The organism is Plantactinospora sp. BC1 (assembly GCF_003030345.1).
Classification (GTDB): domain Bacteria; phylum Actinomycetota; class Actinomycetes; order Mycobacteriales; family Micromonosporaceae; genus Plantactinospora.
Window position 1 is genome coordinate 2,160,781 of the sequence record NZ_CP028158.1, and the last position, 22,060, is coordinate 2,182,840.

Sequence of the window (22,060 nt, forward strand, 5' to 3'; positions counted from 1 at the left end):
AGTCACGGGCGGCGGTCAGGGGCGACGGCGGGCGCCGGCCAGGGCGGACAGCACGGCGGCGAGGGCGGCGGTACCGGCCATCCCGACCGCCGCGCCGACCAGGGCACGGACCGGTGAAGCCGGTGGACGGGGCCGGGCCGCCCAGCGCCGCTCCGGACAGGGCAGCGGCCGCTCGCCCCGCAGACCGGCCCGGAGCAGTTCGGCGAGGTGCACCGCCCGGCGACCGTTCGCGGCACCCTGCTCGATCTGGGTCCGGCAGCTGAACCCGTCCGCGAGTACCGCGACGTCCGGGTCGGCGGCGCGCACCGCGGGCAGCAGTACCCGCTCGGCACAGGCCACCGAGACGTCGTAGTGCCCCTGCTCGAAGCCGAAGTTGCCGGCCAGCCCGCAGCAGCCGGAGTCGAGGAAGGTGGCGGCGATCCCCGCCCCGGCCAGCACCGCCCGGTCGGCGGCGGTGCCGAGTACGGCGTGCTGGTGGCAGTGCGTCTGCACCAGGGCCTGGGCGGGCAGCGTCGGCGGACGCCAGTCGGGGGTGTGCTCGTGCAGCAGTTCGGCGAGCGTGACGGTCTGCCGGCGCAGCGTGGCGACGTCCTCGTCGTCGGGGAAGAGTTCGGCGGCGTCGGAGCGGAACACCGCCGTACAGCTCGGCTCCAGGCCGACGACGAGGGTACCGGCGCGCAGGTACGGCCGGAGGATCTCGACGCTGCGCCGCAGCACCCGCCGCGCGGTGTGCAGTTGCCCGGTGGAGATCCAGGTGAGCCCGCAGCAGAGCGCCTGCTCCGGAACCCGTACCCGCCAGCCGGCCGCCTCCAGCACCTCCACGGCGGCCTGCCCGACCGCCGGGGAGAAGTGGTTGCTGAAGGTGTCCGGCCAGAGCAGCACCTCGCCCCGGCTGCCGGTACCGCCGGGGCGACGAGCCCTGAACCAGCGCTGGAACGTCTGGTCGGCGAAGAGCGGCAGCTCGCGGCGCCGGTCGATCCCGCCGACCACCTTGACCAGCGGGGCCACCCCGGGCAGCCGGAACACCGCGTTGACCAGCCGGGGCGCCCGGGCGGCGAGGGCGGCGGCCAGCGGCAGCCAGCCCATCGAGTAGTGCGCCCGGGGCCGGAGCCGACCGGCGTAGTGGTGGGAGAGGAACTCCGCCTTGTAGGTCGCCATGTCCACGTTGAGCGGGCAGTCGGACTTGCAGCCCTTGCAGGCCAGGCAGAGGTCGAGGGCGTCGCGTACCTCCTCGGAGCGCCAGCCGGCCCCGACCGGCCCGCCCCGGGCGGTGCCGTCCAGCATCTCGAAGAGCAGTCGCGCCCGGCCCCGGGTGGAGTGCTTCTCCTCCCGGGTCACCTGGTACGACGGACACATCACCCCGCCGTGCTGGCGTCGGCACTTGCCCACCCCGACGCAGCGCAGTACGGCCCGGCCGAAGCTCCCGCCGTCGTCCGGATAGCCGAAGACGGTGTCGACGTCCCCGTGCCGGTAGTCGGGGCCGATCCGCAGCGTGCTGTCCAGCGGCAGCGGGGCGACCACCTTGCCCGGATTCATCCGGTCGTCCGGATCGAAGATCGCCTTGAGCTGGCCGAAGGCCCGGACCAGCCGGTCGCCGAACATCACCGGCAGCAGCTCGGCCCGGCCCTGCCCGTCGCCGTGCTCGCCGGAGAGCGAGCCGCCGTACGAGACGACGAGGCTGGCGGCGCGCTCCAGGAAGGAGCGGAACCGGGCGATCCCGTCGGCCGTGGTCAGCGGGAAGGGCAGCCGGTTGTGCAGGCAGCCCTGGCCGAAGTGGCCGTAGATCGAGGCCTGGTCGAGGTCGTACTCCCGGTAGAGCGTGCGCAGGTCGCGCAGGTACTCGCCGAGCCGGTCCGGTGCGACCGCCGAGTCCTCCCAGCCGGGCCAGGTGTCCGGCATCCCGGCGACGAAGGCGGTGGCGCCGAGCCCGGACTCCCGGACCGCCCAGAGCTGCGCCTCGTGCGCCGGGTCGACGAAGCGGCGCACGCTCGGCCCGCCCGGCCGGCGCATCGCCTCGGCGAACCGGGCGGCGGCCTCGTCCGCCTCCGGCTGGCTGTCGGCACCGAACTGCGCCATCAGCCAGCCGCCGGCCGGCGGCACCAGGTGCAGGGCCGCCGGGTGCAGGTGCTTGCGCTTCTCGAAGTCGATCAGCTTGTCGTCGACGCCCTCCAGCGCGATCGGCTGAAACGGCAACACCCGGGGCACGTCGTCGGCGGCCGCCGCGATGTCCGGATAGCCGAGCAGCACCAGCGAGCGGGCCCGAACCACAGGTACCAGCCGCAGCCGGGCCCGCAGGATCGTCACCAGGGTCCCCTCGGCACCGACCAGGGCCTGGGCGACGTGGAAGCCCCGCTCCGGCAGGAGACTGTCCAGGTTGTATCCGGAGACCCGGCGGGGGATGTCGGGATAGCGTCGCCGGATCTCGTCGGCGTACTCGTCGCGCAGCGCCCGGAGCTGCCGGTACACCTCGGCCGGGCGGCCGCCGCCGCGCTGGATCCCGGCGTACCGGTCGTCGTCGGTGGCGCCGACCCACATCCGGGTGCCGTCGTAGAGGAGTACCTCCAGCTCGACGACGTTGTCGACCACCTTGCCGGTGCGCTGGGCGCTCGCCCCGCAGGAGTTGTTGCCGATCATGCCGCCGACGGTGCAGTGGTCGTGGGTGGCCGGCTCCGGGCCGAACTCCAGGCCCAGCGGGGCGAGCCGCTCGTTGAGGGTGTCCCGGACGATGCCGGGCTCGACCAGGCAGGTACGTCGCTCGGCGTCCACGTCCAGCAGCCGCGAGCAGTACTTCGACCAGTCCAGCACCACCGCGACGTTGCTGGACTGGCCCGCCAGGCTGGTGCCGCCGCCCCGGGAGAGCACCGGGGCGCCGAAGCGCCGGCAGACCGCGACCGTCTCCACCGCCGCCTCGACGGTGCGCGGCACCACCACCCCGAGCGGGATCTGCCGGTAGTTGGAGGCGTCGGTGGAGTAGGCGGCCCGGCTGCCGGCGTCGAACCGCACCTCGCCGTCGACCGTGGCCCGCAGCTCGGCCGCCAGCCGGCCCAGGTCGACGTGGCCGCTCCCGGGGGCGCGCGTCACCGGGTCCGGCAGCGAGACGGTGCTCACGACCGGGACACCGGGCTCCGGCGCTGCCCGGCGCTCACGACCGGAGCTGCCGGATCTTGTCGCGGGCGACGGTGGCCAGGGTGGCGATCCGGTGCGGCTGCCCGCGCAGGAACGCCTCGGTGAACTCCTTGGCCTGCTCGTAGCGGATCCGGCCGGGCATCGGCGGCTCGTTCGGGTTGACGGTGCAGTCGACCAGTGCCGGACCCGGGTGCGCCAGCGCCGTCCGGACCGCGTCCGACACCTGCCCCGGCTCGGTCACCTTGACGCCGTACCCGCCGCAACTGCGCGCCCAGGCGGAGAAGTCCGCCGCCGGCTCCCGGTGCCGGACGGCGTACTCGGGATAGCCGAGCAGGATCTGCTCCCAGAGGATCTGCCCGTACGAGTTGTTGTTGTTCACGATCACCTTCACCGGCAGGTCGTGCCGGACGGCGGTGAGGAACTCGGCCATCAGCATCGCGAAGCCGCCGTCCCCGACGTACGCGATCACCTGCCGGCCCGGGAAGGCGAGCTGCATCGCGATCGCGTACGGCAGGCCGCAGGCCATCGTGGCCAGGTTGCCGGAGAGGTGGTATTCGCGGCCGCCCCGGATCGTCCAGTACCGGGCCGACCAGGTGGCGACGGTGCCCGAGTCGCAGGTCAGGATCGCGTCGTCGGCGGCCAGTTCGTCGACGCACCCGATCAGGTACTGCGGGGCGACCGGCCGCCGTCCCGGGTCGCGCAGCGCCGCCATCTCGGCCCGCCACCGCGTCGCGGCATCCTGGTACTTCTCCAGGAACGACCGTTCGGCGGCCCGGTCCAGCAGTGGCAGCAGCTGCCGCAGCGCGGTACCGGCGTCGGCGGAGATCGCCACCTCCACCGGCAGCCGCATGCCGATCTGGCTGGCGTCCCGGTCGATCTGCACCACCCGGACCCGGTCCGGTGCCGGCAGGTATTTGCGGTACGGGAAGCAGGTGCCCACCATCAGCAGGGTGTCGCACTCCTCCATCAGTTCCTCGCTGGGCCGGGTGCCGAGCAGTCCGAGGCCGCCGGTGGTCAGCGGATGCTCGTCCGGCACCACCTGCTTGCCGGGCAGCGTCTTCACGATCGGCGCGCCGAGGCGGTCGGCGACGGCCAGCACCTCGTCGCGGGCGTCCCGGGCGCCGACCCCGACCAGCATCGCGATCTTCCGGCCCTCGCCGAGCACCCGGGCGGCCCGGTCGAGTTCGTCGGCTGCGGCCGGCACCGGCGGGTAGGACAGCGCCGGACTGCTCACCGGCGGTGCTCCGGGGCTGACGTGCCGGTACGGGTCGGTGCCGGCCTCGGCCACCGAGATGTCGTTCGGGAAGGTCAGGTGTGCCACGTTCCGCCCGGCCAGGGCGCTGCGGATGGCGATGTCGACGACTCCCGGCACCTGCTGCGGGTTCGTCACCATCAGGTTGTACCCGGCGACGTCGGCGTACAGCTGGGTGGTGTGCACCTCCTGCTGGTACTGCGAGCCGAGGACCGAGGTCTCCTGCATGCCGGTGATCGCCAGCACCGGTACGTGGTCGAGCTTCGCGTCGTAGAGCCCGTTGAGCAGGTGGATGGCGCCGGGGCCGGAGGTGGCGACGCAGACCCCGAGCCGGCCGGTCGCCTTGGCGTAGCCGGTGGCCATGAAGGCCGCCGCCTCCTCGTGCTGCACCAGCACGAAGCGGAGCCGGTCACGGAGTCGGCGGAAGCCCTCCATCAGCCCGTTGATGCCGTCGCCGGGCAACCCGAAGACCGTGTCGACCCCCCAGTCGCACAGCCGGTCGGCCAGCGCCTCTCCGACTATCTTCCGCATCGCTGACCCCCCGGTGCCGTCTCCCGGCGACAGACCGAATTATTCCGGCAAAGCCGGAGGGCCGGCATCAAACCGGGTAAGTCCCATCCAACCGGCGGAGGTGTGCGCCGACGACGGCAGTAATTTCACCAATACCCGCACGCCGGGTCGCATCGGTACGTTCGAATCCCCAGGACGTGAGGAGAGGCCGTGACGGTTACTGTGTCCCAGCTCGGCGACCGCGTCGGCTCGGCACCGGCGACCCCGCGGTACACCATCGACACCCTCGCCCGGCTGGTCGGAATGTCCCCGCGCAACATCCGGGCGCACCAGGCCCGCGGCCTGCTCGCCCCGCCAGCCCGGTACGGCCGGACCGCCTACTACGGCGCCGGCCACGTACGCCGGCTGGAGAGCATCAAGGCGCTGCAACGGCAGGGCTTCAACCTGGTCGCCATCGAGGCGATGCTCGGGGTACGCCAGCCGCTGCCGCCGCCCGCCGAACCGCTGACGACCGCGCTGAACCGGCTGGCCGCCGAGCACCCCGCCCTGCTGCACAGCCTCGCCCGGCACGGCGTGCTGGTACGCGCCCAGGACGGCTCGGTCACCGCGGCCCGCCCCCGGGCCGTGCAGCCCGCACTCGACCTGCACCAGGCCGGCGTACCGGTGCTGGCCGCGCTGCGCCTGCTCGGCGAGGTACTGGACCGGCTCCGCCCGGTCACCGACGAGCTGGTGCCGGCCGCCGGCACCCGGTTGGCGCGGTTGCGCCGGACCGCGTCCCCGACCCCCGCCGGGCAGCAGCCGGAGACCGAGACGGCGGCGCTGGTCCCGGGCCTGGCCCGGCTGCTCAGCGAGGCGTTCCGGGTCGTCGCGGAGAACGCCTGCACCGCGGCCGCGGCCACCGGCCCGACCGCCCCGGACGGCGCCCCGACCGGCCACCCCGGCCCGGATCGCGACCCCGCCGCCCACCCCGGCACCGGCCGGGTCGCGCCCGGCGACCACTGACCGCCGTCAGCTCGCGGCTCGACGGCGGACGTAGCGGCCCGGTGTGGTGCCGAGGTGCCGGACGAAGTGCCGGTGCAGGTGGGCCTGGTCGTGGAAACCGACCGCCACGGCCACGCTCGCCGGTCGCTCCCCGGCCAGCAGCAGCCGGCGGGCCCGGTCGACGCGCCGGCCGGTCAGGTACGCGTGCGGCGGCAGGCCGTAGCTGCGGGTGAAGCACCGGATCAGGTGGCTGGGATGGGCGTCCAGGATCGTCGCCGCCTCCGCCAGGGACATCCCGACCGAGATCCTGGCGTCCAGCAGTTCCCGCAACCGGGTGGCGAGCCGATCCGACCGGCCACCCGGGGCAGCCGGTCCGAGCGCGTCGAGGTGCTCGTGCAGCCGTTCCCGGATCAGGGCGAGCCGGGACTCCGCCTCGAACCCGTCGCCGGGATGGCCGAGCGCGGCGTGCAACTGGTGGATCCGGTGCCGCAGCAGCCCGTCGTCCAGGACCGGGCCGTCCACCGCGCTGCCGCTCAGGCGCTCCGGCAGTACGGTCGTGTCGAGGTAGAGGACCCGCTTGCGGAAGCCGGCCGGGGTGACCGTCCGGCCGTCGTGGGTGACCCCGGGCGGGAGCAGCAGCACGGTGCTTCCGGCGGTCATCCCGTGCCGGTGCCGGTCGAGGGCGAAGTCCACCGATCCGCCGTCGAGGATCATCAAATCCCAGGTGTCGTGGGTGTGCGCCGGATAGGCGTGCTCGGTGAAGTGCGCGTGGAAGACCTCGGCGATCCCGGGCACCGTCGGCCGCCAGGCGCTGATCGTCGTACCGGGGCGCTCGCCTGCCATGTCAGGAACGTACAAGACCGGCGCGGCGGGGTGCGCGACGCTCGGTGCCGGGTCCGTCGACTGCCGGCGGGCCGACCGGAACTTCCGAAGGGCGTACGCGTGTCCGAGTCTCCCGTACCCGTCAACCTGGCCGAGCGGCTCGGCCGGTTCACCGAGCTGTGGACCCAGAAGAAGGTCGCCGACCTCAACGACTACGAGATCAAGCTCGCCAAGCTGAAGGGCGAGTTCGTCTGGCACCGCCACCCGGAGACCGACGAGCTGTTCCTGGTGCTCAGCGGCCGGCTCACCATCAGGCTGCGGACCGGAGACGTCGTCCTCGGCCCCGGCGAGCTGTTCGTGGTGCCCCGGGACGTCGAGCACTGCCCGGTGGCGGAGGAGGAGACCGCGATCCTGCTGGTCGAACCGGCCGGGACCCTCAACACCGGTACGGCGGGCGGCCCACTGACCCGCCCCGCCGAGCTCCTCGACGGTGCCGCCGACCGCCTTTGAGCAGGCTCGGCAGCTCATGACCCGCCAGCCTCCGCTGCGAGCTCTGCCAGGCTTCAGCCGGCCCGCACGTCAACGCGTAGCTCCGCGATGGTCATCTGAGTAAGTTCGGGGAGTTGGTCTTCGCCGAGGGTGACCCCGTGCAGGTTGATAAGCGCCGCCTTGAGACCACGGAGGTGGTTACCCCGGAGGTCAGCGCCTTGGAGCTGGCAGGATTCGAGTTCAAGGTCGGTCAACTGACAGGACCTGATGGCGATTTTGGGCAGTCGGCAGGACGACCACCTGGCGCTGCTGAGTGTGCAATCGGTAAAGGCCACAGCTCCAGCGGCGACGACGCGCTGGAAGGTGGCGTAGTCGAAGCGGCAGCCGTCGAAGAGGACGTCTTTGAGGCGTACATCTGTCAGCCGGGTACCGGTGAACCGCGAGCCGGTGAACGCGCAGCGTTCGATGGTGACCCCGGTCAGAGTCGCACCGGAAAAATCGGTGCGGGTGATCTCGCTGCCCCAGGTGGTGCCGGATTCCCAGGTGCTCTCACTGAAGTCCGCGCCACTGATCCGGCTGCTCCGGATGCTGACATCGTCCAGTTGTGCGCCGTGCCAGGAGACACCCTCGATGCTGGCCTCAGTGAGGTCGCTCGCCGAATCGTGGACGCTGTCAAGATCTTCCGATTCGAGATCCGGGAGCAGAAGTTTCACGTCACCGATGGTGGTCGTCCGCATGAGTCCTCAGTCTGCTTGGACGCGCGGCGGCGGCGCCACCCCGCGTACGAATGCCTACTCCTGTTTCAGCAGGTCACTTCTTCTTGTTCCAGTTGTCCCAGGCGGGCCGGCTGTCGAACCCTCCCTTGTTGTCCCAGGTGGGACGGTTGTCGAACTTGGCCGCGTCGATCGACGCTACCGCTCGAGACGGCTCGACGCCGAGACGTGCGAGGCGCTCCGGCGTGGCGGCCACGAGGCTCGCAAGGGCGTTGGTCACGGTGATCCTCCTAGCTGACGAGGTGGTTTGCGGTGGCGCGGACCAGGGCCTGCCGAGTGGTGCGGCAGTAGCTGGTCTCGCGGGCGGTGAAGGTTCGGTGCTCGAAGTAGCGGTTGCCGGCCTGCGCACCCCTGCAGAAGTTGTAGAACGTGCAATGGCTTGCGCACTCGTTGAGTCCCGCAATGAACTCGGTGACATACCGTAGCTTGCCGGCCCGGGCCAAGAGGTCGGTGATCGACTCGCGGAGCACGTTCCCCGCAATGAAATCTCCGTACTGCGAGTCCCTGACCCCGAGGAGTTCCGGTGACAGGAGGACAACGTGCCCGTCCCAGGAGACGGTGGGGATCGGTTCGTACGGCGCGTCGTTGACGAGCCCAGCGCGCGTGGCGGTGAGGTAGTCGGCCAAGCGGTCCACATCGCGGATGCTCAACGGACTGCCGTCGATCCGTCGTTGGACGAGTCGGTGCCAGAACTGGTAGGCCGCTTCCTCCGACACCGGTGTCCGTGCCGCACCCTCCTGTTCCTCGATGTTGAAGCCCACAGAGCGACAACCGGGCAAGTCGGTGAAGAAGTCAACAAGGTCGTCGGCGTGATCGATGGTTTCCGGGGTGACAACGCAAATCACTGAAAACCGCAATCCTGCCTCGGCGAGAGTCCGCATCCCTCGAAGGGTCCGGGCCGTTGTTGGATTGCCGGCCCGATCGAGTCTGTTGCGGTTCAGAGCGCCGGGGCCGTCGATGCTCACGCCAACTTCGAACTCGTAAGCGGCGAACAGCTCACACCATCGCTGATTGATCAGGGTGGCGTTGGTCTGGATCTCGTGGCGCACCTGTCCGGACTGCCTCAGCTCCTCGAACGGGGTAAGCAGCTCCCGGAGGGTGCCGAGAGGCGCGGCGGTGGGCTCACCGCCGTGCCACACCACGCTCACTGGATACGGGCTGCCCTGCTCCCCTACTGATCGGGCACACCCTGCGGCGGCTGGGACCGTCATGAGCCGTCGGGATCGTCGGTCGGGCAGGTAGCAGGTGCAGTCCAGGTTGCAGAAGCTGGTGGGCTGCAAGACCAGAGTGTGGAATGTACGGGCTATGGCGGCCCGCCCATCGGCGTTGATCACACCGATGCCGTTCACTGTCCTGCCTCCTTGGCCTCCACGCAGTCGTCGTGGTCAGTCGGTGCTGACGGGCGGGACGCGCGCAGCCAACCAAGAAACCGGTCGAATAGATCCGCGGTGCTTCCCGTCACGCTGGGATTAAGTTTGAGCAGGTCGTCGATGGCATCGCAGAGCAGAGTGGCCAGGTAGAGACACAGGCTCACACGGCTGCCCTGGTACTCGGCCAGAAGATCCAGCTTCGCCCGTCCGCATGGCCACGGGTGAGCGCAGGTCCGGCATAACCAAAGCGGGCGCATCGGCAGGTGCTCCCTCGACGCTTGCTCTCCTTGCCTAGAGGCGCGATGGTGAGGTGCGGCGTCGCGCTGAGCCTCCGTCATCGGCGCTTTCCCTCCCGGACCTGTCGCTCGAAATGCCGACGCCACGCGTGAGTGAGCAGCGGCGGCTCGGTCATCCGCTCCAGCGCCGTCGGACCGATGTACTCCGGCGGATCCAGCCACCACGGTCGGCCGGTCGTCACGTTGCGCGAGACGTACACCGTCATGGCCGCTCCCGGACGTGGGTGGACACCGGCAAGCGGTGGGCTCGCCTGGGTACGACGAGCCCACCGCCGCAGTGCGACGGCTGGGAGCAGACCGCCGCTCACCCTCCCGCGCAGCCCTCATGGCGGTACGCAGGCGGGGAGTTTCGGGAGCAGGCAAGGAGGTTTTCTGGGGCGATGCCGGCCGATGCGCCCGAAGACGCTTCTGACCTCGACTTGCCGCATCCTTCATCTCGACCCTCCCTGCTGAGAGACTGTGGGTCTGCCGACGGCCGGTCATCACGACGAGGCGGGCCGGGCAGATTCAGGTTTGCCGGAAATCGGAACGATGGAAATGTCCTATCGGTGCACTCGCGGCGCACTCACAGTGCACTCACCAACACGCCACGTGCCGCTACGATCGACAAGTTGAGACGGTCCCATCGAGAGGACATCCGATGGCCGCAGTGACTACTTGGACGGGCCGGGAGGCAAACGCCCTGCGGCAGGCATTACGGCTGAGCGTCACCGGCTTCGCCGAACATCTGGGCGCGGCCCGACGTACCGTGGCCAAGTGGAGCAGCCAGGGCGAGAAGGTCCAACTACGTGCCGACATGCAGGCCGCGCTCGATACGGTGCTCGCGCGGGCCGCCCCCGACGTTCTGGAACGTTTCGAGGTCCTGAGGAGGCGAGACACCAGCGGTGCATTTGCCGATGTCGCCGGACCGCCAGCCGCAGCGAACGCCGATACTGACAAGAACGGACCTGGCTCTGACTCGGACGGTGACGTGCGGCGTAGAAAGTTTCTGCAGGGTGCGACGGCTAGCGGCATGGCTGCCCTGCCCGGCGTCACGCCACTACTCGACGCGCTGGTTTCTCAACCGATGGCTCACAAGTCCGATCCGGTTGCACTGCCCCTCCGGCAGTTCGCTCACGACGTGGCCGCCGCCAAGGCTGCCTATCAGGCATGCCGGTACGAGCAGGTCCTCGGCAATCTCACGGCCCTGGTGCCCGCACTGGCACCGACACGATCGGAAGCCGAGGGTGATCAGCGGAGGCGGGTCGACGCCCTGGCCAGCGACCTGTACCACGTCGTGGGCAGCGTGCTACTCAAGGTCGGCGACCGAGGTATGGCTTTGGTGGCAGCGGAAAGAAGCGCCCGGGCGGGCTCGGCCAGCCGGGACCCGGTCGCGATGGCGACCAGTGCGCGGATCATGACCCATGCCTTGATGAGCAACGGCCACACCAGGCAGGCGAGGAGCCTGGCCGAGAACGCGGCCGGCGCTCTCGAACAGGAGACTCGCCTCATGTCCACCGATCAGGTGGCTGTCTACGGTGCCCTCCTGCTCCGTGGTGCGATCGCCGCCGCGCGCAGCGACGACCGGGACACCGCAGAAGCCATGATCGACGAGGCCACCCGCGCCGCCGCCCGGCTCGGCTACGACGGCAACGACCGGTGGACCGGCTTCGGCGCCACCAACATCCTGCTCCACCAGGTCAACATCGCGCTGACCCTGGGCGACGCCGGTACCGCGATCACCCTCGCCCGCCAGGTGCCGCTGGACAAGATCCGCCTCGCCGAACGCAAAGCCTCGCTCTTCGTCGACGTGGCGCGGGCCTACGCACAGTGGGGACGCTACGAACGCGGCCTGCACGCGCTGCGCATTGCGTACGAAGTGGCGCCCGAGGAACTCCGGTGCCGACCAGCCGTCCAGCGCATTGCCAGCGACCTCGCGGCCCTCAGCCGGGGCCACGTCCGCGCCGCGGTCGTCGAGTTCGCCCACCGCGTCGGGATACCGGTATGACAGCCGGTCACCTACAGATCGTCGTCTGCGGCGCTGGCCCTGCGGCAGACGTCACAAAACTGATCGATACCGCCAAGGGAAGGTCCTGGAGGGCGGCGGTCACCGCCACGCCGAGCGCCATCGACTTCATCGACACCCAAGCGATCGAGTCGATGACCGGGCACCCGGTCAGGTCCACCTACCTGTCGCCTCCGGGTGCTCGCCGTACGCTTCCTGGCGCCGACGCGCTCGTCATCGCCCCCGCGACGTACAACTCCATCAACAAGATTGCCCTCGGCATCGCCGACAACTACGCCATGACCTCGGTCGCCGAGCTGATCGGACGCCAGGTGCCGACCGTCATCGTCCCGTTCGTCAACGCCGCCCTGGCCGCCCGCGCACCGTTCCAACGCGCGGTGGCCGACCTTCGCCACGAACACGTACGCATCCTGCTCGGCGAAGACGACGGATGGGAGCCCCACCCGCCGGGCAGCGGCACCGACCGACAGGAAGTCTTCCCCTGGACGGCGGCGTTCGCGACAGCGGCCCGGCTCGTCCACGAGTCGCGCCCGGCTGCCAACTATCAGGGCTGACAGCCGTAGACGCCACCCAGTCACAATGCCCACCCGCCGGGCCTGTCCACGACAGCGGCGGACAATTCCAGTTCAGCAATCCGTACAATGGCTTTCGAGTACCCCTAGGGACGCGATCCGCGCCCGCATGACCAAACCGGCGAGACCTACCACCGGGCCGCCACCGCCCTATGTCGGGCAGTACCAGCCGCCTGGCTGCCCCCCGCGACCGACAGCGAATGCGTCGATCGGTGCGAATCGACCTATCGCGTACACGACACCGCCGGCGCCGACGGCTGCTCCCTGACCACCTGCGCGCACTGCCCGGGGTCAGTCTGTCTTGAGTGCTGCCTGTTCCGCCGGCAGGCTCCTGGGTCTGACCCAATTGAGCGGGCCAGACCCAGGATTCGACGAGCCAAGTACCGTCGAGTCGTCCAGCGACGTACCACTCCCGCATCTTGCCGGTCCGGTATGACCTGGGAGACGAGGCGATCGCGGGTGCCATCATCGCCCAGCTCAACGACGCGATACGTGTCGTCTGCTCAGCGACAGGCGCGGCCTCGCGCACCTCTAGTCGGTAGCGCATCCTACTCACGACCGAGACACTTGCAAACCTGCCCTTTCCGCCGGATCGGACCGGCAAAAGGAGGGATCAGTCCGTCTCTTTCGCGGCTCCACGCTACACGATCACTCGGTAACATCCCTCGTTGCCCTGGAATTTCGACTCGCCAACCCCCGGGAATGCAGGCAGCGTACGGCGCCTTGTCGCCTATTCCAAAGAAGGAGCGTGCTCAATGGAGTTCGATGAACGGGTCGCCGCACTCGCCACGAAGGTCCGGAATCAGCGGGATGCGATTCAGACGGAAGAAGCCGCCAAGAATGCTTTCGTCATGCCGTTCATCTCAATGATCCTTGGCTACGACGTCTTCGATCCGCTGGAGGTAATACCGGAGTTCACCGCCGACGTTGGGGTCAAGAAAGGCGAGAAGGTCGACTACGCGATCATGCGTGCCGGCGAGGTGCAGATCCTCATCGAATGCAAGCAGCCGCGCGACTCCCTGAAGATTGAACACGCGTCTCAGCTCTATCGATACTTCTCCGTTACGAATGCTCGGATCGCCGTCCTCACCAATGGACAGGTCTACCATTTCTACACCGATCTCGACGCCCCCAACAAGATGGACACCAAGCCCTTCCTCGTGTTAGACCTGGAAGATATCGACGACACCCTCTTGCCGGAACTGCGTAAGCTCACAAAGGAGGTATTCGATCTCGAATCCATCATCAGCGCGGCCGAAGAGTTGAAGTATCTCGGTCAGATCAAACGTTCGATGGCGACGCAGTTCAAGGAGCCCGAGGATGAGTGGGTCAGGTTCTTCGCGACGAGAGTGTACGACGGTTCGCTCACTCAAAGGAGGCGCGACCAGTTCAGGTCACTCGTTGCCAAAGCGGCCTCGCAGTTCGTCAGAGACCAGGTGAACGAACGACTGAAGGGCGCACTCTACGCAAGCCTTCCCAAGCAGGCCGCGGAGGCGCCCTCCGAAGTGCTCGAGAGCGAAGAGGTCGCGCTGAGCGATGTAGCCCGTGACACGGAGGTGGAAACCACGCTCGAAGAGCTTACCGGCTATCAGATAATCAAGGCGATTGCGTGTAGCGAAGTCAAACCCCAACGCATTGTGGGCCGTGATGCCAAGTCGTACTTCGCCGTCATTCTCGACGACAATAACCGCAGACCCATTGCGCGACTGCATTTCAACGGAAAGGCCAGAAAGTACATTGGAACGTTCGACGCCGACAAGACGGAGACTCGCCACCTGATCGGCTCTCTTGACGATATCTACCTCCACGCTGACGCAATACGGAATGCGGTAAGGGCTTTCATGGGCGAAGGCGGAAACAGAGATTCCGGTAGGACCGCAGTCGGATAGGAACGACCGCCCAGAACGGCAGCCATCAGACGCTCAACACGGTACGGCGGGTGGCCCGCTGACCCGCCCCGCCGAGATCCTCGACGGGGCGGCGGCCGACCGCCTCAACCCCGGGCCAGCAGACTGACCAGGGCGGTACGGGAGGTCACCCCGAGCTTGCGGTAGATCCGCATCAGGTGCGCGTCCACGGTACGCGGGCTGATCTGGAGCTGCCGGGCGATGGCCCGGGACGTGGCGCCGGTGACCGTCAACTCGGCGACCTCCCGTTCCCGCCCGGTCAGCAGTGCCAGCGGATGCGTCTCGTCCGGCACCGCCCCGGCCCGGTCCGCCGGCACGGCCCGCCGGGAGAGCCGGGCGGCCAGCCGGCGCTGCGCCCGATCCGCCTGCCCGGCCAGCCAGCGGGCACCGCTGGCCGAGAAGAGCCGCTTGGCCCGGCCGAGCTGTTCGCGGGCCGACCCCGGATCCCCGGTCGCCGCCCGCGCCTCGGCGAGCACCATCCGGGCCTGCCCCTCCGGCACCGGCATCCCGGCCGCGCCCAACTGGTCGATCGCCGGCACCACCTCCGCCACGGCGTCACCGGGGGCGCCGTGCGCCAGGGCCAGGGTCGCGCCGGCCATCCCGACCAGCCCGAGTCGTCCGGGCAGGTCGCCGGCGGCATCGGCGGCCCGGGCCAGCCAGCGCCGGGCCTGCGGTGGCAGCCCCGCCGGCCCCGCCGACCCCGATCCGGCCCGACCGGCTCCGGCGGCGGAGAGTGCCCGTACCACCAGGACACCCGCCTCGGCCGGCCCGAGGCAGCGGTACGTCTCCGCGTCGGCCAGCAACTCCTGGCAGCCGGTGTCGTCGCCTACCGCCGCGCTCGCCTCCGCCAGGTGCATCCGGACCACCGCCCGGTACAGGGTGGAGCGTGGCGCCGCGCTGCCGCGCAACCGGTCCAGGGCCGGGCGTACCGCGTCCGGCCCGGCGAGCCAGAGCAGCGGCCGGAGCCGTACCGCCGCCGCCAGCGTCGCCGCCTCGGCACCCCCCTGCCAGCGGGCGATCTCCTCGGCCTCCTCGGCGTCCCGCAGCGCGTCGTCGACCCGGCCCACGGTGCCGTAGAGCACGGACCGGGCCGCGTAGAGCAGCGGGTGCACGTGGATCCGCCCGTACCGCAGCCCCACCTCGATGCCCCGTTCGGCGTGTGCCAGCCCGTCGTCGACCCGGTCCAGCATCGCCTCGACCCAGGCGAGCAGGGCGATCGCGCCCAGCTCGTCCCGGAGCGCGACGTCGCCGAGGGCGTCGATCATCCGGGCGGCGTACGAGACCCGTAGCCGGGCGGTGGCCAGCGGCTCCCGGGCGACCGCACAGGTGGCGAGTACGGTGCTGGCGGCGGCCTCGATCCCCCGGTACCCGCCCTGGCGCGCCCGGTCCATGGTCTTGCCGGCGTGCCGGGCACCGGCCCGCCAGCGGCCGGCGAGCATCTCCGTCACCGCGAGTTCCAGCCGCAGCATCGCCTGCGACGTGCCGGTGGCGCCGAGCCGTTCCAGCTCGGTGCTGAGCAGCGCACTGGCCACGTCGAGCCGGCCGGCCAGCCGCTCCAGCACGGCGAGCTGCTCGACCGCCGCGTGCCGGTGCGGGCCGGCGACCGCGACGAGATCGTGCAGCACGGTCCGCGCCTCGTCGAACTGGCCGGTCACCCCGAGCGCCTTGGCGAAGAGCAGCCGCAGCTCGGCCCGCCGCTCCGATCGACCGGGCCCGTCCGGCAGCGCCGACAGCGCGACGCGCAGCCAGGCGGCGCTGGTGCTCGGCGCCGTACCCATGGTGGTCATCGCGGCGGTGGCGAGCACCCCGGCGGCGACCTCGTCGCCCGGCTGGATCGCCTTGGCCAGGTGGTGCGCCCGGAGCGTCAGCGGGGCGCCGCCCTGTTCCAGATGGGCCGCGGCCCGACGGTGGGCGGCCAGCCGCCAGGCCGGACCGGCCAGCCAGTACGCCACCGCGCGCACCAGCGAGTGCCGGAAATCGAGCTTCGCGCCGACCTGCCGGAGCAGGTCGCGGGCGACCAGCGCGTCGAGCGCGGCGGTGGTACGTCGGGCGTCAATTCCGGCCGCGGCGGCGACGGTGCCGATGTCGAGGCCCGGCCCGACCACGGCGGTGGCCTGGAGCACCAGGCGTTCGGTCGGGCCGAGCCCGCGGATCTCGATCGCCATCGCGCCGTGCAGGGCGCTGGTCACCGGCTCGTCGGGAAAGTCGCCCCGGCGCAGCGCGCCGAGGACCTGCGTCGAGGTGCCGGCGAGCAGTTCCAGATAGAGCGGGTTGCCGCCGCTGACCTGGTGCAGCAGCCGGCGCCGGGACGCCGGCTCGGCCGGCAGCAACTGGTCGACGTCGGCGCCGCGCAGCGGGTCGAGCCGGAGCCATTCGGGCAGCGGCGCCAGGTGGGCGAGTTCCTCGGCGAGTCTCGGCGGGCACTGCTCGGACCGGAACGCCAGCACCACCGTCATCCGGGCGTCCGGCGGATGCCGCAGCAGATAGCCGAGGAACTCGACGGAGGCGTCGTCGGCCCACTGCACGTCATCGAAGACCAGCAGCGCCCCGCCGGGTCGGGCGGCGGCGGTGACCAGGCTGCGCAGCCGGCGGTGCCGCCGGTGCCGCTCGACCGCGGCGGTGGCCGGCCCCGGCCCGTCGGGGTCGCGCGGCGCGAGGGTGTCGAGCGACGCGTGCAGTTCGGCCAGATGATCGGGTACGCCGGCCAGCGCGTCCAGCAGCACCCCGTACGGGAGGGAGCGCTCGAACTCGGTCGCCCGGCCGAGCAGCACCCTGCGGCCCCGGCCGGCGGCCACCTTCGCCAGCTCGGCCACGAGACGGCTCTTGCCGATCCCCGGTTCGCCGTGCAGCACCAGGAACCTGGGCCGTGACCTGTCCTCGTCGAGCAGCGCGACCGTCCGGGCCAGCTCGGCACCGCGACCGACCAGGGCGGCGACGGCGGGTGCCGCCGCCGGTCGCGGTACGGCCGTCGGCTCCGACGGCGATGTGACCGGCACCTGCGTACCTCCAGGACATGGGCTGATCCTGGTCCGAGGTAACCGCGTAGACGGTCGTCCATGCCAGAGCGATCGGGCCGAACTATAAGCAGTCATCAGTCCATTGACACCACCGCGCCGAGAACCTATGGCCGACGGCTCCGGGACGCACCCGGGCACCGGTGACGTTTCCGCAGCTCAGCGCTGCCGGGCGGGTGACCGCCGGGAGCGGCTGCCGGAGGCGTACTGCCGGTGCACGTCGCCCGGCCCGGTTGCGCGGTGTCGCGGATGGTGCCCGCTGCCGGGCACCACCTTCCCGCAGTACGGGACGACGGGGTCCCGCAGGTAGGACCCGCCGCCACCCGCGCGGCGGCACGTCGCCGCGAGGCGGGCGTCAGCGGCGGAACTTCGCCACCGCGCCCCGGGCCACCCGCATTCCGGCCACCCCGGGCAGCACCCTGGTCACCAGCCCCCGCGCGCCCTGACCGGCCATCCCGGGCATCCGCCGATCGAGCATCTCCCGCAGGCCCTTGCCGGTCATCCCGCCCATGCCGATGCCGGCCAGCCCACGCACCTGCTTGGTGGCCATCCCGCGCACGCCCCTGGCCCGGTGCCCGATCCCGTTCATCCGGTTCAGCACGCCCTGCACCACCTGGCCGGGCTTCTGCTGCTCACCGGCGAACGCGGTGACCACGATCAGTCCGCCGGTCAGGGCCGGGATCACCCACTGCAACACCCGCAACTGTCGCTGCCGCGCCGCGACGCCCGCCGGCGTGCCGTTCTCCGGTGCCGTCGTCGCCACCACCGGCGCCTTGCCGGTCTTCTCCAACTGCATCCCGAGCATCCGGCTGTAGCCGGTCGCCGCCAGCGCCGCCACCGTCAGCCCGGTCTTGACGGCGCTCATCCGGCCCACACCGGCCTGGACGAACATCCGTGGACTCTCGGTGATCAGCTCACCGGCGGCACCGGCGACATGTGTGCCGATCGCCGCCGCGTTCACCGGCGTCCATTTCGCCCAGCCGGCCGAGGCCACCCCGAGCCGCTGGGTCGAGTCGCTCACCTTCGCCGCCGCGCCGTTGACCCCGATCGCCCCCATCAGGGAGCCGCCGAACCAGGCAGCCAGGCCGAGATCGTGCATCGAGCGCAGTACGGTATGCCGCTCCGACATGTGCCAACCTCCGTCGTAGGAGATGCGCCGGGTACCCGCGCCGGAGGCTTCCAATCCCGTGACCGGGGCGCTAGTCCAACACCACGCCGTCGTCGGGTACGCCCAGGTCCTGGATCCGGTAGTCGATCCCGTGCAGCGGCAGGTTCCGGACGAAGAAGACCCGCGACGGCAGCCCGCTGGACCGCCGGGCCCCCTGGGTGATCCCGGTACCGGTGAAGCAGAGCCAACTGATCCCCAGTACCTCCCGGATGAAGTAGTCCGGACCCCACGGGGTGTACCGGCGCTCCCGGGTGGTGCAGCTCGAATACCACGCCTGCTGGTCGTCGGAGTAGTAGTTGCGGGGCGGCAGCCCGAGCAGGGTGCGTTCCTCGTCGGTCGCCTCGAAGCACCCCGCCCGGGTCGGGTCGGAGAGGATCCGGAACGCCGCCTTCCAGGTCGCCGGCAGCAGGTCCATCTTGCGGCGGTTCAGCTCGCCCAACTCGATGGTGAGGGCCAACCAGGGACCGTTGGAGTTGTCGACCTGCTCGAAGGCGTCCCCGATCCAGAGGTTGGAGAGGATCTCCCGCAGGGTACGGTGCCGCTGCTCCTCGTAGTCGCCGACGAAGACGTACTTGCGGGTCTCCAGGCCGAGCCGTCCGGCCGGATCGAAGCCGTCCCGGGGTACCAGCCGGACAACCCGCTCGACCGTCGTCCGCTCCTGGTAGCGGCGGAGCAGTTCGTCGGGCGGCAGCGCCAACCGATGCCGCAGGGTGCTGCGGAGCCGCTCGGCGACCTGCCGCAGGCCACCGGTGGCGGTGACCGGGACGGCCTGCTCGAACGGCATCCCGTGGGGCAGGTCGGCGGCTGTCGCCGTCTCGTCCAGCAGGATCGGCACGACCAGGTGCCGGCCGTCCTCCGCGTGCGACGGTTCGACCGCCCCGGCCGGCCCCGCCCACTGCTGGTAGGCGCCGTCGCTGCCGCCCCGGACCAGCAGCAGGGTGACCGCCGCCCGGCGCCGCCCGGCGGGGAGCCGACCGTCCCGGTCAGCGCCGGTGGCGCCCAGCGACGGGTCGCCGGAGGGCAGGCTGCGGTGGTCGAGAAGGACCCGGAAGGGCGGACTGAGCAGGTCGTACAGTTCCTCCGCGGCGGCGCGGTCCGCAGGCGCGTACGCGATGAAGAAGTCCCAACGGTCCTCTTGGGTCATTCCCCTGCTCCCTCTCCTCGGCCTCGTCGCCGATCGGGATCGCACCGACGCCTCATCCAAGCAGTCCACCCGGCGTCCGTCGATGTGCACCACCGGCACGTTGGTCGCCGGTCTGCCGACTTTCGCAGTCGGCCCGGAGCCGTTCGTCGGGATCGGTCCAGTACCCGGGCCGGTTCCGGCCGTTCGGCGGGGGTGGCGCGGTAGCCTGCTGACCGGGCGGCGGGATGTCGCCCCGCTGTGCCACACTCCGAGGCTGCGCCTGCACAGCAGGTGGCGATGACACCGGCCGCGCCACGCCGGAACCCCCAAAGAAACACGCCGGAACCCCCAAAGAAAAAGGAAACTGCCCATGCAGCTCGATGTGCTCCAGTCCCAGCGCCAGTTCCACATCCGGCAACGGATCCGGTTCATGGTGAACCAGTACGAGGTGCACGCGGTCAACCCGGACGGCTCCGAGGGTGAACTGCTGGCCTTCGCCCAGCAGAAGCGGCTCGCCTTCAAGGAGCAGGTGACGCTCTACGCGGACGACAGCAAGCAGCAGCCGGTGCTCGGCTTCAAGGCCCGTCAGGTGATGGACCTCGGCGCGACGTACGACGTGACCGACGCCGCCGGTACTCCGATCGGCCTGTTCCGCAAGGACTTCAAGTCGTCGCTGCTGCGCTCCACCTGGCATGTCGAGCAGCCCGGTCTCGGACAGGCCACCGGTCAGGAGCGCAGCCTGCCGGTCGCGCTGCTGCGCCGGTTCGTCGACTCGCTCTCCTGGCTCCCCTACCACTTCGACTTCACCATCGGCGGCCAGCCCGCCTTCTCGGTGGTGAAGAAGTGGGGCCTGCGCGACCGGTACGTGGTCGACGTCCACCTGCCGCAGCTCGACCGCCGGCTGGTCATCGCGATGGCGGTCGGCCTGGACGCGTTGCAGAGCCGCTGACCGGGGCGCCGACCGGGCCGGAGCGCCGGTGGGGCCGGCGTCGACGTACCGGCCCCACCGGAACACGGCCCGACCCCGGGGGCGGGTCGGCGCCGGCCGGGACCGTCGCCGGCCGCCGGACCGGATCGCGGGAAACTCCGACCGGAATTGCTGGACGCTCGGATCGGCCCTGGTCAGCGACGTACGGGCGGCGGGGCGGCCTCCGGCACCGGGGCGGAACGGCACCGCCGGACGGGTACCCGGCTGGCGCGGTACCCCGTGCAGGGGGCAGCATGGCTGGCGTGTCTCAGCCTCCACAACTTGCCGCCGTGCAGGGCCGCGCCCGGGCGCTCCGCGACGGCGGTGACGATCTGGGTGCCCGACGGCTGCTCGCACAGGCACTCGACGCGGCCCGGCCGGCGTACGGCAAGGACCATCCGGAGGTGCTCGGCACCGTCGGGCTGCTGGCACGGTGGCACCGCGAGGCCGACGACCCGGCGGCGGCTCGGCGGCTGCTCGAAGAGGCGATCGTCGACGGTCAGCGCCGGTGGGGTGACGCCGATCCGCTGATGCTGTCGCTCACCTTCGAACTCGGCGCCGTCGCCGAGGAGTTGGGCAACCGGCACGAGGCGCGGCGCAACTTCGGCCGGATCGCCTCGCTGGGGCCGGGTGTGCTCGGGGAGGACCACTGGCAGGTCCGGGCCGCCCGGGACTACCTCGGCGAGCCGCCCGGCGGCGCCGCACCGGATCAGGTCGGGCCGCTCTCGGCACCGCCCGCACCGCTCTCGGCACCACCGGCACCACTGTCGGCACCACCGGCACCGCTGTCGGCACCGCCGGCCGGGCCGCCGCTGGTCTCGGCGCCACCCGCCGCGCCGCTCTCCGCACCGCCGGCCCGACCGGCCGGGGACGGGCTGTTCCGCTCGGCCGCCACCGCACCGGGGTACCTGCCGGCCACCGAGCCGGTACCGGCCCGTCCGGCGGAGGCGCAGACCTCGCCGTACGCCCCGGGCGCCGCCGAGCAGGCGTCGTCGACGTACCCGCCGTACTCGGCGCAGTCGGTCGCGCAGCTCGAGTCGTACCCGGTGATCGCACCGACCCCGACCCCCGTGGCGCCGGCGCCGGCCCCCGAGCCGAGCCGGGGCCGCGGCTCGACGGTGGCCGCCGCGGTCGCCGCCGCCGCGGCGGTGGTCGCCGCGATCGTGGTGGTGGTCGCGGTGCTGGTGGACAAGAGCGGGTCGACGGAGCAGGGGCCGACCGACGAGCGCGGTGAGCCGGTCGTCGCCGGTGAGCCGCCGACCGACGTGAAGCTGGTCGACGAGGGCTCGGCGATCACCATCAGCTGGACCGATCCGAGCGGCGGGACGGTGCCGTTCGTCGTCGCGGGCGGCCGGGCGGGCCAGCCGACCAAGCCGATGACTACGGTCGGTGCCGGCGAGACCACGTTCAAGGTGAACGCGTTGAACTCCAAGCTCGATTACTGCTTCTCGGTGCTCGCCGTCTATTCGACCAACGAATTCGCCCCGTCGGATCTTGTCTGTACGAAGCGGGACGGCGCCGGGGCGACACCACGCTGATCACAATTCGACAACCGTTCCCACCGCACTGACCTGCGGAAACGGTGATGGCCACCCGGGCTTATCCACAATTCACGCCCCGTCTGTCCACAACGGCACGTTGCGGGTACCCGCAGCCAAAGCCTCGGGCCCTATGATGGCACGCGG

18 protein-coding genes are annotated in these 22,060 nt (G+C 71.0%); 7 read left to right on the plus strand and 11 right to left on the minus strand.

What is annotated here, in order from left to right; all coding sequences use genetic code 11:
• Positions 1-15: 15 nt before the first annotated feature.
• Positions 16-3,108, minus strand: coding sequence for an FAD-binding and (Fe-S)-binding domain-containing protein (locus tag C6361_RS09145; protein WP_107267467.1), 3,093 nt, complete (start codon positions 3,106-3,108; stop codon positions 16-18).
• A gap of 34 nt (positions 3,109-3,142) precedes the next feature.
• Positions 3,143-4,909 (minus strand): thiamine pyrophosphate-dependent enzyme, encoded by a 1,767-nt coding sequence (locus tag C6361_RS09150; protein ID WP_107257134.1) that lies wholly within the window; start codon positions 4,907-4,909, stop codon positions 3,143-3,145.
• 189 nt (positions 4,910-5,098) lie between these two features.
• On the opposite strand from C6361_RS09150, the gene C6361_RS09155 reads away from it, so the two are divergent.
• Positions 5,099-5,890, plus strand: a complete 792-nt coding sequence (locus C6361_RS09155; protein ID WP_199853306.1) for a MerR family transcriptional regulator — start codon at positions 5,099-5,101, stop codon at positions 5,888-5,890.
• Between the two features lie 6 nt (positions 5,891-5,896).
• On the opposite strand, the gene C6361_RS09160 is transcribed toward C6361_RS09155, so the two are convergent.
• Complete coding sequence (locus C6361_RS09160; protein ID WP_107267468.1) at positions 5,897-6,712, minus strand: AraC family transcriptional regulator; 816 nt, start codon at positions 6,710-6,712, stop codon at positions 5,897-5,899.
• 99 nt (positions 6,713-6,811) lie between these two features.
• Between C6361_RS09160 and C6361_RS09165 the strand changes: the two genes are divergently transcribed.
• Positions 6,812-7,201 (plus strand): cupin domain-containing protein, encoded by a 390-nt coding sequence (locus C6361_RS09165; protein WP_107267469.1) that lies wholly within the window; start codon positions 6,812-6,814, stop codon positions 7,199-7,201.
• Between the two features lie 53 nt (positions 7,202-7,254).
• On the opposite strand, the gene C6361_RS09170 is transcribed toward C6361_RS09165, so the two are convergent.
• From C6361_RS09170 to amcA (C6361_RS37560), 5 genes are all read right to left on the minus strand, one after another.
• On the minus strand, positions 7,255-7,917 hold the full coding sequence (locus C6361_RS09170; RefSeq protein WP_107267470.1) for a pentapeptide repeat-containing protein: 663 nt from the start codon (positions 7,915-7,917) through the stop codon (positions 7,255-7,257).
• Between the two features lie 73 nt (positions 7,918-7,990).
• Positions 7,991-8,173: a multiple cyclophane-containing RiPP AmcA gene (gene amcA, locus C6361_RS09175; RefSeq protein ID WP_107267471.1), complete on the minus strand. Its 183-nt coding sequence runs from the start codon at positions 8,171-8,173 to the stop codon at positions 7,991-7,993.
• 10 nt (positions 8,174-8,183) lie between these two features.
• Entirely contained in the window at positions 8,184-9,302 is a 1,119-nt protein-coding gene (amcB, locus tag C6361_RS09180; protein WP_107267472.1) for a cyclophane-forming radical SAM peptide maturase AmcB, read from the minus strand.
• On the minus strand, positions 9,299-9,580 hold the full coding sequence (locus tag C6361_RS09185) for a hypothetical protein (RefSeq protein WP_234359579.1): 282 nt from the start codon (positions 9,578-9,580) through the stop codon (positions 9,299-9,301). The genes amcB and C6361_RS09185 overlap by 4 nt, the downstream gene beginning before the upstream one ends.
• Positions 9,581-9,657: 77 nt before the next feature.
• On the minus strand, positions 9,658-9,825 hold the full coding sequence (amcA, locus tag C6361_RS37560; protein ID WP_199853307.1) for a multiple cyclophane-containing RiPP AmcA: 168 nt from the start codon (positions 9,823-9,825) through the stop codon (positions 9,658-9,660).
• Positions 9,826-10,259: 434 nt separating this feature from the next.
• Between amcA (C6361_RS37560) and C6361_RS09190 the strand changes: the two genes are divergently transcribed.
• From C6361_RS09190 to C6361_RS09200, 3 genes are all read left to right on the plus strand, one after another.
• Complete coding sequence (locus C6361_RS09190) at positions 10,260-11,606, plus strand: hypothetical protein (RefSeq protein ID WP_107267473.1); 1,347 nt, start codon at positions 10,260-10,262, stop codon at positions 11,604-11,606.
• Complete coding sequence (locus C6361_RS09195) at positions 11,603-12,178, plus strand: flavoprotein (RefSeq protein WP_107267474.1); 576 nt, start codon at positions 11,603-11,605, stop codon at positions 12,176-12,178. The genes C6361_RS09190 and C6361_RS09195 overlap by 4 nt, the downstream gene beginning before the upstream one ends.
• A gap of 773 nt (positions 12,179-12,951) precedes the next feature.
• Entirely contained in the window at positions 12,952-14,085 is a 1,134-nt protein-coding gene (locus C6361_RS09200) for a type I restriction endonuclease (protein WP_107267475.1), read from the plus strand.
• A 104-nt stretch (positions 14,086-14,189) separates the two neighbouring features.
• Here the strand turns inward: C6361_RS09200 and C6361_RS09205 are convergent, their stop codons facing one another.
• The 3 genes from C6361_RS09205 to C6361_RS09215 all read right to left on the minus strand — a co-directional run bounded on the left by C6361_RS09205 (position 14,190) and on the right by C6361_RS09215 (position 19,429).
• Positions 14,190-17,099 carry a LuxR family transcriptional regulator gene (locus tag C6361_RS09205; RefSeq protein WP_159079260.1) on the minus strand — a complete coding sequence of 970 codons (2,910 nt, stop codon included), beginning with the start codon at positions 17,097-17,099 and terminating at the stop codon, positions 14,190-14,192.
• A 373-nt stretch (positions 17,100-17,472) separates the two neighbouring features.
• Positions 17,473-18,246 carry a hypothetical protein gene (locus C6361_RS09210; protein WP_234359425.1) on the minus strand — a complete coding sequence of 258 codons (774 nt, stop codon included), beginning with the start codon at positions 18,244-18,246 and terminating at the stop codon, positions 17,473-17,475.
• 70 nt (positions 18,247-18,316) lie between these two features.
• A complete protein-coding gene (locus C6361_RS09215; protein WP_107267477.1) occupies positions 18,317-19,429 on the minus strand; it encodes a hypothetical protein in 1,113 nt (370 codons plus the stop codon).
• 349 nt (positions 19,430-19,778) lie between these two features.
• Between C6361_RS09215 and C6361_RS09220 the strand changes: the two genes are divergently transcribed.
• Both C6361_RS09220 and C6361_RS09225 read left to right on the plus strand, forming a co-directional pair.
• The gene (locus tag C6361_RS09220) at positions 19,779-20,357 is read left to right on the plus strand and encodes a hypothetical protein (protein WP_107267478.1); all 579 of its coding nucleotides are present in this window, start codon (positions 19,779-19,781) and stop codon (positions 20,355-20,357) included.
• 281 nt (positions 20,358-20,638) lie between these two features.
• Positions 20,639-21,913, plus strand: coding sequence for a fibronectin type III domain-containing protein (locus C6361_RS09225; RefSeq protein WP_107267479.1), 1,275 nt, complete (start codon positions 20,639-20,641; stop codon positions 21,911-21,913).
• Positions 21,914-22,060: the final 147 nt, after the last annotated feature.

What these genes read in the sequence shown, in the direction of transcription:
- C6361_RS09150 (WP_107257134.1), bottom strand. Translation starts at nt 4,909, where the DNA reads ATGCGGAAGATAGTCGGAGAGGCGCTGGCCGACCGGCTGTGCGACTGG.
- C6361_RS09160 (WP_107267468.1), bottom strand. Translation starts at nt 6,712, where the DNA reads ATGGCAGGCGAGCGCCCCGGTACGACGATCAGCGCCTGGCGGCCGACG.
- C6361_RS09170 (WP_107267470.1), bottom strand. Translation starts at nt 7,917, where the DNA reads ATGCGGACGACCACCATCGGTGACGTGAAACTTCTGCTCCCGGATCTC.
- C6361_RS09185 (WP_234359579.1), bottom strand. Translation starts at nt 9,580, where the DNA reads ATGCGCCCGCTTTGGTTATGCCGGACCTGCGCTCACCCGTGGCCATGC.
- amcA (WP_199853307.1), bottom strand. Translation starts at nt 9,825, where the DNA reads ATGACGGTGTACGTCTCGCGCAACGTGACGACCGGCCGACCGTGGTGG.
- C6361_RS09190 (WP_107267473.1), top strand. Translation starts at nt 10,260, where the DNA reads ATGGCCGCAGTGACTACTTGGACGGGCCGGGAGGCAAACGCCCTGCGG.
- C6361_RS09195 (WP_107267474.1), top strand. Translation starts at nt 11,603, where the DNA reads ATGACAGCCGGTCACCTACAGATCGTCGTCTGCGGCGCTGGCCCTGCG.
- C6361_RS09200 (WP_107267475.1), top strand. Translation starts at nt 12,952, where the DNA reads ATGGAGTTCGATGAACGGGTCGCCGCACTCGCCACGAAGGTCCGGAAT.
- C6361_RS09210 (WP_234359425.1), bottom strand. Translation starts at nt 18,246, where the DNA reads ATGTCGGAGCGGCATACCGTACTGCGCTCGATGCACGATCTCGGCCTG.
- C6361_RS09215 (WP_107267477.1), bottom strand. Translation starts at nt 19,429, where the DNA reads ATGACCCAAGAGGACCGTTGGGACTTCTTCATCGCGTACGCGCCTGCG.
- C6361_RS09220 (WP_107267478.1), top strand. Translation starts at nt 19,779, where the DNA reads ATGCAGCTCGATGTGCTCCAGTCCCAGCGCCAGTTCCACATCCGGCAA.